The sequence below is a fragment of the Verrucomicrobiota bacterium genome (assembly GCA_021413925.1).
Classification (GTDB): Bacteria; Verrucomicrobiota; Verrucomicrobiia; order Chthoniobacterales; family UBA6821; genus UBA6821.
The window spans coordinates 167,195-178,015 of sequence record JAIOPL010000001.1; the positions used below are offsets into that span (position 1 = coordinate 167,195).

Sequence of the window (10,821 nt, forward strand, 5' to 3'; positions counted from 1 at the left end):
TTTTGGTCGGGACGAAAGGCGACACCAGATTCAAGAGAGACTCTCTTGATGATGGCTCAAGGAGTCTAAAAAGCTCTCCGCCTCGGCGACGATGTTGAGACGCACCTTGGCATCGCGTTTTTGCCATGACCGGACAGGCATCGCAGTCCTTGGATTTCGGAGTAAGAGATCCTGATGCGTATCAAAGAAGTTCCAATAGAGTAAATTCAATGGGCAGGCTCCCTTGCCGCTCTTGATGTTGGGACTGAATGAACAGGCGCTGCAATAGTTGCTCATTTTGCTGATGTAGGCGCCGCTAGCCGCATACGGCTTGGTAGCCATGAATCCACCGTCCGCGTGGAGGGCCATGCCGAGGACATTTGCAGCCATTACCCAATCATGGGCATCGACATACATCTCATTGAACCATCGGAGAGCTTCCTGAGGATTAACCCCTGCCATTAGTAAAAAATTTCCCAGAACCATGAGCCGCTGGATGTGGTGATTAAAACCCTTATCAAGCGTTTCCCTCAGGGCTTTGGACAAGCAGTTCATCGAGGTCTCTCCGGAGTAGAAAAACTGTGGCAGCGCTCGTGTTGCATTGAGACCGTTCACCAAGGAATACGCAGGCATTTTCAGCCAGTAGACACCGTTTACAAACTCCCGCCAGCCGATCACTTGCCTGATAAATCCCTCCACGGCATGGAGGGGAGCCTTCCCTTCTTTGAAGGCCTTCTCTGCTGCCTGCGCGCACTCCATTGGTTCTAGCAGGCCGATGTTGAGCATTGGTGAGAGGATGGAATGAAAGAGATCCCCATCTTCCGACACCATCAAGTCCTGCCAAGTCCCGAATTCCGGCAAGCGAGATTCGATAAACTCGCGGAGAGACTCGAGCGAATCCAACCTCGTGACCGGCAATGAAAAGTCGGCGGCTTTTCCCGGAGCATCGGGATAGATCGTATCAAGCTCGCGAGCGACTTCCCGAGTGATTTCATCCTGCTTAATTCGATGCGACCTTTTCGGTCGAGGCATGCCCGCCTTCTTCCAGTCGGCAAAGGTAGCCCGATTCTCCTGATCGTAGTTCCACTGCCCTCCGAGTGGCTTGGAAACATCATCAGCCTCCATAAGCAGTCCCGTGCGACGACGCATCTCGCGATAAAAGGTCTCCATGAGAAGCCGCTTCTTATCTCCTGCTATCTCCAGAAAGTCTTCCCGGGAGCACAAAAACTGAGTGGTGGGGATGATCGTCAGGGGAACAGGCAACTTCGCTCCCAATATCTTCAGCGCCAGCTGCTCGTCATAATTATTCGGCTGGGTAACAAGAACGGATGCGGGCTTTTGATCCCTGCAATGCGTTTCCAAAACGGATCGCATATCAGCTGCATTCTCCAACCGATGGTACTCCACATCCCACCCGTCGGCTTTCCGTTCCTCTGCGTAATGTCGCATGGCAGAAAGCAAAAGCATGAGACGATGCCGATGGTAGGGCAACTTGCCGAATGTCTGCCTCGACTCAACAAAGAGGAGCCGATCCCTTCCCTTTCGGGCCGATACGAGGGCCGCATTACGCTCCGAGAGCTGATCCGGAAGAATCAAGATGGAGTGCTTTTCAGAAGAAATGGGCATTGGAGTTTAGGAAAAGTTTACCCCTGCCGTGAGCGATTGAAGACGCAAATATAGGAGTATCTCGAAAGTTTTTTACGATCTTGGAACCAACACTTTAGCAAAGTGGCATGAATGACGCCAAATTGACGTCCCTGCTAAGATTCATTTATGGACATTAATCTTTCGACCACAGAGGAACATCTTGCGGAAACGCTTAGTCCTGACTTGCAGACTATTGAGTCACATCCGGTTTTTGGTTCAGTTCAATCGGAAGCCCAACTTCGCCTCTTCATGGAAAATCATGTTTTCCCCGTCTGGGACTTCATGTCCCTGCTGAAGTTCCTTCAGGCCGAACTGGCACCGGCCACTTGGCCCTGGATGCCCCGACCTCATGGTGACCTGGTGCGGTTGATCAATGATATTGTCACTGGGGAAGAGTCCGACAAGCTTCCGAAGTCGCACCGGTCGCAGAGCACCCACGCGAGTCACTTCGACCTCTACCTCATGGCGATGCGCGAAGTCGGGGCCGACACCGCCCCGATCACCGCCTTCCTGGAGGTCGTCCGATCTCAGGGACTCGATGCCGCACTCGAGGCGCCGATGGTGCCCGAACCCTCGCGGGCCTTCATGAGGGATACCTTTGCCCTGCTACGCGAAGGGAAAGCCCACTGCGTCGCGGCCTCGTTCTCCTTCGGCCGCGAGAACGTCATCCCCGGCATGTTCAACTCACTCCTGGCCAAACTCGGCATTGGCGTGGAGCGGGCCCCGATCTTCCATTATTATCTCAAGCGGCATGCCGAACTCGACGGCGACGAGCATGGGCCAGCCGCGCTCCGTCTGGTAGCCACGCTCTGCGGCGATGATCCGGCAAAGCTTGCGGAAGCCATCGAGGCCGCAAAGGCCGCCCTTGCGAGCCGCGCCCGTCTCTGGGACCGCGTCCTGGGAACACTGAAAGCCTGATCCCGTCGTCATGCGCCGCGAAGGAAAAGCGGTCCGCAAGTCCGATCTTCCGGAGAAGATCTGCCTGCACTGCAACCGGCCCTTCGCATGGCGCAAGAAATGGGAGCGCGACTGGGAGTCCATCACCTGCTGCAGCGAAGCCTGCAAGGCTGCGGTGAAGCGAAACCGTCACGGGCAATCATGAGCACTCGGGAGCGGGTTCATCTGGTCTGGCTGAAGAGGGATCTGCGCCTCCACGATCATGCCCCACTGGCCGAGGCTTCGCGGCGGTGTGCTGCAGGAGAAAAAGCCCTCGCTCTCTATGTCCGCGAGACGGACTACTGGGCCACCGACAAGGCCTCGCCGGATCAATGGGGATTTGTCGCGGAATGCCTGCAGGACCTTGCTACGAACCTCGAAACAATCAACTGCCCGTTGCTGATCGCGGAGGCGCCCTCCGCGGAGATCGTGTTGGAATCCCTCTTTGATCACTACCGGGTTGCAGAACTCCTCTGCCATCAGGAGACGGGGAACGGCTGGACCTTTGAGCGGGATAAGCGTGTGCATTGGCTTTGCAGGGAACGAGGCATCCCGGTGCGGGAATTTCTTCAGAACGCCGTGGTCCGTGGCCGGAAGAGGCCGCCGGAGAAGCCGGAGCATCAGTCGTTCTGGAGAGAGTGGATTTCGGACGTGCAGGCCACGACCCCTCGGTTCTGGAGCGCCCCTTCCACCCTGCCGCCGGAGTTCACCGCCCCCGATCTCTCGACACCGGCGACCATCACGCGTCAATGTGGCGGCGAGGGTCTGGCTCTCGGGCTGCTGGAGAGTTTCCTGAACGAGCGTTGTCTCCTGCACGCCGGATACCGCGTGGAAATGGGAAGCCCTCTCCATGCCCACGAGTCCTGCTCCCGACTCTCCCCACATCTCACCTGGGGCAGTCTCTCGACAAAACGGGCCGCCCAGGCGGCGATGGCCCGTGAGCCCCGTCCTCCGCACGGAAGCATGATGCACCGAAACAGCTTCCACCGGCGTCTTCGTTGGCGGGATCATTTCCTGCAAAAATTCGAGTCGCTGCCGTGGATGGAATTCCGCTGCATCAATCCCTCGAGGGAGACCCTGCACGGATGGGATGAGGTCGCTTATGAGCGCTGGGTCTCGGGCATGACGGGCTATCCCTTCGTCGATGCCTGCATGCGCTCGCTCAATGAGACAAAATGGATCAACTTCCGTGCTCGGGCGATGCTCGTCTCCTTTGCATCCTACGCGCTGAACCTCGACTGGCGTCGCTTCGCCCCGCATCTGGCGCGCACCTTTCTGGATTATGAACCGGGCATCCATTACAGCCAGCTCCAGATGCAGTCGGGCACCACTTACGGCTCCCCTCCACGGATCTACAATCCGATCAAGCAGTCGCTCGAGAAGGATCCCTCCGGGGAATTTATTCGCAGGTGGGTTCCTGAACTTCGCAACCTTTCCGGAGACGCGATCCATCTACCAGCGGAGATAAGCCGCCACGGCTATCCCGCCGCCATCGTCCCGCCCGGATCACTCTGGCGGATCATGCGATCGAACGGGCCGAAGAGCGCCGTGAAACCGGCCGAGCCGCAGATGGAGCTCGGCCTTTGATGGCTTACTGATCCAGACGGCCCCCGGCTTGACGTCCCCGTTACTCTCAAGACATGGCAACCAAGCGTTCCAACAAGGGGGGATCCCAGGCTTCCGGCAAGGATTCCCAGAAAGTCCGCGATTCCATCCTCAAAGCCTTCGCCGCCCATTGGTCGGAGGAAGGCGAGCCGCCCCGATCGGTCGCCCGCTTCTGCAAGGGACTCGGCATCACCGAAGCGGTTTTTTTTAAGCACTTCCCCTCGTTCCATGCCGTGGAGAAGGCCTTCTGGCGCGACTGGATCACAGGAATCATCTCCGCCGTGGAGGAGGGCGACGACTGGCAGGAGTTCGCCGCCCGGGAGCGCTACCTGGCCTTCCTCTTCGCGCTGACCCAGTCGGCCAACGAACGCCGCTCGCTCCTGCTGGAGCGCTTTCACGACATCTCTCCTCTCTCGCATCCGGGAGCTCTGGAGGGGATGCGCGGGGAGTTCCTGGAGTTCGCCCGTCGGATCGTCGACCACGGCACTTCCTCGGGTGAGATCGCCGAGCGCCGCGGCCTCACTTCGCTCTATCCCAGAATCCTCTATATCCACCTACGCTGGGTCATCGACCAGTATCTCAAGGACGAGAGCGAGGGATTCGAGCGGACTGATGCCTTCATCGAGAAGACAGTGACCCTTGCCTTCGATCTCTTCCGCTCCCAGGCCCTCGACTCTGCCGCCGACCTGCTGCGCTTCCTCCTCCCTGGCAACCCCTGGAGCGGTTGTTCCGGAAATGGGAAGTGACTCCGTGAAAGATTCCGCATCCGGGAAGGGCGCCAAGTCAGCAAAGAAGGAACAGGAAAGCATCCGCTCCGGTGCGGTGGGACGTATAGCCGCGCTCGGCGGAGCCGGCGCCCGCGTGGGGGTCAACTACCTGAAACACTACGGCCGCGCCATGGTCGGCGCGAAGGACGAGCCGAGCCGCCGCAGGCTCCGAGAGGAACTCGATGTGAAGAACGCCGAGACCGTCTACGACACCTTCAGTAAGCTTAAGGGAGGACCGCTCAAGCTGGCCCAGATGCTCAGCATCGACAAAAACCTCCTGCCTGCGGCCTACGCCCGCCAGTTCGCGCAGGCGCAGTCCTCCGTGCCGCCGCTCTCTTACCCGCTGGTTGCCCAGACCTTCAGGCGGGAATTCGGAAAAGCCCCTGAGGAACTCTTCGATCATTTCGAGAAGAAGGCCTCCCACGGGGCCTCCATCGGCCAGGTACACCGGGCCAGAAGGAAAGGACGCGAGTATGCGGTGAAGGTCCAGTACCCTGGCGTGGCGCGAAGTTTGAAGAGCGACCTTGCCGTCGTTAAGCCGATTGCACTCCGCATCCTTGGTCTCCGGGAGGCGGATGTGGATTCCTACTTCCGCGAGGTGGAGACGCGTTTACTGGAGGAAACCGACTACAATCACGAGCTGGTAAGGTCTGTCGAGTTGACGAAGGCCTCAGCACATCTCGAGGGAGTGCGCTTCCCCGCCTACCACCCGGAACTCTCCACCGGCAAGATCCTCACCTCCGACTGGATCGACGGAATGCCACTCGACCGCTTCGCCGACGGGGATGCCACTCAGCGGGAGCGTGACCGGATCGGTCAGGGGCTCTGGGATTTCTACGCCCATCAGGTTCATGAGCTACTAGTCTTCCACGCCGATCCTCATCCCGGGAATTTCCTCGTGAAAGAGGGGGAACTCTGGGTGTTTGATTTCGGTTGCACTAAGAAGATTTCCTCGGAATTTTACCGAAAGCAGTTCCGCTTCCTGGATCCCCGGCTGGAGCGCGACCCGGAACTCCTGAGGGAAGCCCTGCGAGACCTCGATGTGATCCTGCCCGAAGACGCTCCGGAGCAGATCGAGACGATCACCTCTCTCTGCATGACCTGGCTGGAGCTGCTGGCACGGCCCTTCCGCGAAGGAAACTTCGACTTCGGCAATCCCGCCTTCCTCAAGGCCATCTACGAGATGGGGGAGGAGAATCGCCAAGCCGACCATCTGAGGACGATGCGTGGTCAGCGCGGCTCACCCGACACGATCTATGTGAACCGTGCCTTCTTCGGACTCTACAGCCTACTCGGGCGTCTGCGCGCCCGGGTGAAGGTCGACCTTCCCTCCTGGATAACGGCTTAAGGAACCGGATGAGGATCGAGGCATGAACGGGGATCAGGGCAGCCGATGGCTACAGGGATATCTCGGCTCACTCGCTGCCGATGCGCTGGCAATGCCCGTTCACTGGTACTACGACACGGCGGCCCTGCGACGGGAGTACGGCGTCGTGGACCACTTCCTTGAGCCAAAAAATCCGCATTCAGGGAGCATCCTCTGGCGTTCGGAGTATCAAGCACTCAATGAGAAGGGAGATATCCTACGGGAGCAGGCACAGTATTGGGGGCAACGTGGGATTCACTACCATCAGTTTCTCAAAGCAGGTGAGAACACGCTGAATTTCCAGCTGGCACGGGAACTCTACTCCTTCGTGCGGGAGCGTGGCGGCTATGACGCCGATGCCTGGCTCGAGCGCTACATCGCCCGGATGCTCGAACCGGGGTGGCACCGCGACACCTACGTCGAGGAGTATCACCGGGCATTCTTCACCCGCTACGCGCAGGGAAAGAAGCCACGCAAGTGCGGCATTTGCGATGAGCATATCGGGGGGCTCGCCACCGTCCCAGCGCTCTGTGCTGCCTTGGAGGGAATGGGGTTGCCTGAGTTACGATCCGTCGTGAAGGAGCATGTCGGATTGACTCATGCCCATGCCAATGTCCTCCGGGCGGCTGATACACTGGTGCGTCTTCTCTGGCGGGTGGCGGAGGGGATGGAAGCTCACGAAGCGATCCGGTTGGAAGCGGGTGATTGGATCTCTGGGAAGAAATCCGACTCATGGCTTCACCAACCTGACGAGCATGTCGTCGGATCCCGCTTCAGTCCTGCCTGCTACATCGCCGACGCGATGCCGGCATCGCTCTATCTGGTCTGGAAATACCACCGCGACTTCCCCGCGGGTATCATCGCCAATGCCATGATCGGCGGAGACAACTGCCATCGGGGCGCCGTGGTTGGCAGCATCCTCGGAGCTGCTTGTGGGGTGCCGGAGCGGTTTCTTATGACGCTCCCGCGATGACGAGACCCCTGCCCACGCGAGAGGAGGGCCTAAGGCGTCTGGGTGAGTTTTTGCCCTTCGCGGGAAGGGACTATGCCGAGCGCCGCAACCATGTACCCGGCACGGTTTCCGGGCTCTCTCCCTATGTCCGCCATCGACTCCTCACCGAGGAGGAAATCGCTGGCGCGGTTCTGCAGCGGCACTCCTACGAGGCAGCGGAAAAGTTCCTGCAGGAGGTCTGCTGGCGCACCTATTGGAAGGGATGGCTGGAGATGAGACCAGAAATCTGGCTCCACTATCTTGAGGATCTCGAAGCCCTGCGTGAGAGCATGGACGCAGAAACTGATTTCCTTGGACGAGTCCAAGCTGCTGAGTCTGGAGAAACGGGCATGGAATTTCTGGACGACTGGGTCAGGGAACTGCGTGAGACCGGCACTCTCCACAACCATGTCCGAATGTGGTTTGCGAGTATCTGGATTCATACGCTACGTCTGCCGTGGCAACTCGGCGCCGACTTCTTCCTCCGGCATCTACTTGATGGAGATGCAGCCTCCAATACCCTCTCGTGGCGCTGGGTGTGCGGCCTGCAAACACCAGGGAAGGTCTATGTGGCAAGCGCAGAGAATATTGAGCGATACACGGAGGGGCGTTATGCTCCCTTTGGACTCCTGGCAACAGAGGCCCCTCCCATTCCTGCGGATCATTCGATTCCGAAATCGCAGCAGCTTCTTCCCCGAGAGATTCATGTGCCAGGAGAGAAAACTGTTTTGCTTGTCACCGAGGAGGATCTCTCTCCGGAGAGTTGGTGTATCCCGACGGCCGATGTGTCGGGAGTAATTCTGATTGATACAGCTGACGCCACTGCCGGGACCTCAATGAATGTGACAACCTTCAAACGGGAGGCTCTTGAGTCAACCAAGGAGAGACTGGTGGCATCGGGCTACTCCTCGGTGACGCTGCTGAGCGGGACGATGGGGACTCAGCGGGAAAACTTGAGCCGGCTCCTGCAGGCCCAGCATGTTGGTGGAACTTCTACCATCAGCATGATGGGGGCCCCGGTGGGGCCGACCCACCAGATCATGGATCCCTTACTCTCACTCCTGAAGCAGGAGGGAGTGGCCGTGCGGAGATTACGAAGAGACTGGGATGATGCCCTATGGCCTCATGCCACGCATGGATTCTTCAGGTTCAAGGAGCAGATTCCCATCGTCCTTCGGCCGTTTGCTTAAAAATAGAAGTCTGCGTCTGATTCAACTCGGGTCGTTGGATTTGGGTTCATCGGCTTCGATATCATCTTCCTCCGATTCGTTCAAAGTTCGACCTGGGGACTTGAGACGTCTCTCGAGAAGTTTGCGGTGCTTCGTGACCCGTCCCGCAACCCGCTTGCGCCACATGGCAAAACTGGAAGGCTTGAGTTCGCGGCGCATGATGTCGATCACCTCATGCTCTGCAAGGACGGTGCGTGTTTTTATTTCCTCAAACGTGGTCCGATCTTCCCACGCCAGACGAATCACCAGCGAAATCTGATCGCTTTGAATTTTTCCCTTCATGTCGTGTGATCAGCAGTTCCCAACGAATTTCCGGAAGGTGAGGTTGATCCGGGGCGTGGTGATCTTCTTCGTCTTGGGCATGGTATGCACCCAGTGATGCTGGGTGGCTCCTTTCATCACCAGCAGGCTGCCATTCTGAAGGAGCACGGAGACGACCTCCCCGGACTTGCGGTGCTTCAGCTTGAAGATCCTTTCCGCCCCAAGGCTCACGGAAGCAATGAGAGGATTCTCTCCCAGGGTCTTTTCGTCGTCGCTGTGCCATCCCATTCCCTCGGAGCCGTCATGATAAAGATTCAGCAGGCAAGAGTTGAACTGGTGGCCGCACTCGCTCTCGACGCGCTCCTTGATCGAGAGAAGAGCAGGAGTCCATGGTGACGCAACCTTGCTTGTGCCGGAATAGGAGTAGGTGAACTCGCCATCCCCCATCCAGGCCACTTTCCGGGAGAGAATCCTTTTCTGTCCAAAGAGGATCACCTCGTCCTGCTGCCAAGGAATCCCTGCTAGGAGCTCTTCAAAAAGACGGGACGACTCCCCCTCCCCAAAAAGCGAGGGGACATATTCGACGATCCCATCATAAGGAAGATAAGGAAGAAACTGCCCGTTATTGACTGGCACAGAGGCCCCCGCTGGTGTCACGACCAGTTGGGAGGGTGATTCCAAAAACGGGGCTTGCCCACATGGCAGTGCAGCGACGTCCCGATGACGTTTCCAAACCATCGGGTGACGTAGAAAAGGATGCGTGGAATCTGATTCATGAGTGTTGGTCGAGTTTGGAAAGTCGTTCCTGCAGCGGTGGAATGGGATGAAACACCGCCGTCTTTACGGCAGAGAGGGAAATGTCCGTGGCATTGAGTCGCTCGATCTTAGAGAGGAGTTCACTGACTTCGGCAGGTGAGGCGAGCGAGGCGAGAAAGGCGTCGCCCCGGTTCATCCAGAACCTGTTAAGCGTAGGCCAGACAAAGAGCGCCAGAAAGCTCCAGGAACTCATGACAGCAGCGCCGATGAGGCCTGCCTGCACCGCGTTCGCGCTTGGGATAAGGGAAGCCAGCAAAATCCCAAGCAGTGTCCAGGACGCCACAATCAGGAGTGTGAAGATCCAAGTGCCGGATTTTCTATAGCATTCTTCACGGGAGGCCATCAGCGCCGCTTCGCGAGGAGTCAGCCATTGGGCGACCGATGCCGATAGGGAAAGAAGTCCGCGTGGGGTAATGCAGCCATTTACCGTTTCTTCATCACCAAGATCAAACCACCGGACTGGTCTGGGCGTCACTCCCAAGGATTGCAGTTCCGCATTCATGCTCCTTTCAAACACCTCTTTGGAAGACCCTGCTGGCGCAGAATCACCTGCAGGAACGAGCAGAAACAAAAGAATGACCACGGCGCCCGCGGCAACAATTAGAATCGTCGTTCCGGAGCGTGAGGCTTGATGGATTACCGAAAAATAGATCATTCCGATCCAGAGTCCGATCAGCGTGACGAAGCGGCCTCGGATCCAATCCGCCAACCAATCGCTTGCCGATTGCCCCGTGCGGCCCACGGCCTGCTCCACGGCATGTCCCGAGAGAACGTCGAAAGGGAGGTTGGCCAGTGTGAGCAGGATCGCCACAGCAAGAAGGACCGCCGGAATCCCGAGTAGTCCGAGTCCGGAAAATCCCATCGCCCACCACGATGCACTGAGTGCGAGTCCCCAGATCATGGCCAGATTGGCTCCGATGGAGGTGATGCCTGACCAGAGGCGGATGCGTTGGTAATCGGTGGAATCCACAACGCAGCTTGTGCAAAAGAAAAGGCCGGGTCAATGACCCGGCCTTTTCAGTGAATTTTAGCTCCAGGGAGCGCGCGGTCGAACTACTTCTTTGCCTCAACATACCGCGCAATGCGGTTGGAAAGGATCAGGAAGGTCGGGGCCCAGAGGCCGACGAAGATCCCGAAGAGTTCGCCATGGGTGCGAACCTCAAAGCTCACATCCTTACCGCCGGCATAATACCAGATGGCGATGGAGGCGAGAACTGAGGCGAG

Annotated in this window: 11 protein-coding genes; 7 read left to right on the forward strand and 4 right to left on the reverse strand. The window is 58.1% G+C overall.

Translation table 11 applies throughout. The features are described from left to right. Window positions 1-30 precede the first annotated feature (30 nt). Window positions 31-1,605, reverse strand: a complete 1,575-nt coding sequence (locus tag K8R57_00805) for a cryptochrome/photolyase family protein (protein MCE9586839.1) — start codon at window positions 1,603-1,605, stop codon at window positions 31-33. A 147-nt stretch (window positions 1,606-1,752) separates the two neighbouring features. Here K8R57_00805 and K8R57_00810 point away from each other — a divergent pair, with 147 nt between their 5' ends. The 7 genes from K8R57_00810 to K8R57_00840 are packed head-to-tail and all read left to right on the forward strand — an operon-like array spanning window position 1,753 to window position 8,481. After that, entirely contained in the window at window positions 1,753-2,544 is a 792-nt protein-coding gene (locus K8R57_00810; GenBank protein MCE9586840.1) for a DUF3050 domain-containing protein, read from the forward strand. Between the two features lie 10 nt (window positions 2,545-2,554). Next, on the forward strand, window positions 2,555-2,728 hold the full coding sequence (locus tag K8R57_00815) for a DUF2256 domain-containing protein (protein MCE9586841.1): 174 nt from the start codon (window positions 2,555-2,557) through the stop codon (window positions 2,726-2,728). After that, complete coding sequence (locus K8R57_00820; GenBank protein ID MCE9586842.1) at window positions 2,725-4,149, forward strand: deoxyribodipyrimidine photo-lyase; 1,425 nt, start codon at window positions 2,725-2,727, stop codon at window positions 4,147-4,149. Before K8R57_00815 ends, K8R57_00820 begins: the two co-directional genes overlap by 4 nt. A gap of 53 nt (window positions 4,150-4,202) precedes the next feature. Further along, window positions 4,203-4,913, forward strand: coding sequence for a TetR/AcrR family transcriptional regulator (locus K8R57_00825; GenBank protein MCE9586843.1), 711 nt, complete (start codon window positions 4,203-4,205; stop codon window positions 4,911-4,913). A 4-nt stretch (window positions 4,914-4,917) separates the two neighbouring features. Then, the gene (locus K8R57_00830) at window positions 4,918-6,282 is read left to right on the forward strand and encodes an AarF/ABC1/UbiB kinase family protein (GenBank protein ID MCE9586844.1); all 1,365 of its coding nucleotides are present in this window, start codon (window positions 4,918-4,920) and stop codon (window positions 6,280-6,282) included. Window positions 6,283-6,304: 22 nt separating this feature from the next. After that, window positions 6,305-7,273: an ADP-ribosylglycohydrolase family protein gene (locus K8R57_00835; protein ID MCE9586845.1), complete on the forward strand. Its 969-nt coding sequence runs from the start codon at window positions 6,305-6,307 to the stop codon at window positions 7,271-7,273. Beyond that, window positions 7,270-8,481 carry a hypothetical protein gene (locus K8R57_00840; protein MCE9586846.1) on the forward strand — a complete coding sequence of 404 codons (1,212 nt, stop codon included), beginning with the start codon at window positions 7,270-7,272 and terminating at the stop codon, window positions 8,479-8,481. The genes K8R57_00835 and K8R57_00840 overlap by 4 nt, the downstream gene beginning before the upstream one ends. A gap of 21 nt (window positions 8,482-8,502) precedes the next feature. Here the strand turns inward: K8R57_00840 and K8R57_00845 are convergent, their stop codons facing one another. From K8R57_00845 to K8R57_00855, 3 genes are read right to left on the reverse strand one after another with little or no spacing between them, the layout of a single operon-like run. Next, window positions 8,503-8,802 carry a TIGR03643 family protein gene (locus tag K8R57_00845; protein ID MCE9586847.1) on the reverse strand — a complete coding sequence of 100 codons (300 nt, stop codon included), beginning with the start codon at window positions 8,800-8,802 and terminating at the stop codon, window positions 8,503-8,505. Between the two features lie 9 nt (window positions 8,803-8,811). Continuing rightward, on the reverse strand, window positions 8,812-9,519 hold the full coding sequence (locus tag K8R57_00850; GenBank protein ID MCE9586848.1) for an alpha-ketoglutarate-dependent dioxygenase AlkB: 708 nt from the start codon (window positions 9,517-9,519) through the stop codon (window positions 8,812-8,814). A 34-nt stretch (window positions 9,520-9,553) separates the two neighbouring features. After that, entirely contained in the window at window positions 9,554-10,567 is a 1,014-nt protein-coding gene (locus K8R57_00855) for a hypothetical protein (GenBank protein MCE9586849.1), read from the reverse strand. Window positions 10,568-10,821 lie beyond the last annotated feature (254 nt).

What these genes read in the sequence shown, in the direction of transcription:
- K8R57_00805 (MCE9586839.1), bottom strand. Translation starts at nt 1,605, where the DNA reads ATGCCCATTTCTTCTGAAAAGCACTCCATCTTGATTCTTCCGGATCAG.
- K8R57_00810 (MCE9586840.1), top strand. Translation starts at nt 1,753, where the DNA reads ATGGACATTAATCTTTCGACCACAGAGGAACATCTTGCGGAAACGCTT.
- K8R57_00815 (MCE9586841.1), top strand. Translation starts at nt 2,555, where the DNA reads ATGCGCCGCGAAGGAAAAGCGGTCCGCAAGTCCGATCTTCCGGAGAAG.
- K8R57_00820 (MCE9586842.1), top strand. Translation starts at nt 2,725, where the DNA reads ATGAGCACTCGGGAGCGGGTTCATCTGGTCTGGCTGAAGAGGGATCTG.
- K8R57_00825 (MCE9586843.1), top strand. Translation starts at nt 4,203, where the DNA reads ATGGCAACCAAGCGTTCCAACAAGGGGGGATCCCAGGCTTCCGGCAAG.
- K8R57_00835 (MCE9586845.1), top strand. Translation starts at nt 6,305, where the DNA reads ATGAACGGGGATCAGGGCAGCCGATGGCTACAGGGATATCTCGGCTCA.
- K8R57_00840 (MCE9586846.1), top strand. Translation starts at nt 7,270, where the DNA reads ATGACGAGACCCCTGCCCACGCGAGAGGAGGGCCTAAGGCGTCTGGGT.
- K8R57_00845 (MCE9586847.1), bottom strand. Translation starts at nt 8,802, where the DNA reads ATGAAGGGAAAAATTCAAAGCGATCAGATTTCGCTGGTGATTCGTCTG.
- K8R57_00850 (MCE9586848.1), bottom strand. Translation starts at nt 9,519, where the DNA reads ATGGTTTGGAAACGTCATCGGGACGTCGCTGCACTGCCATGTGGGCAA.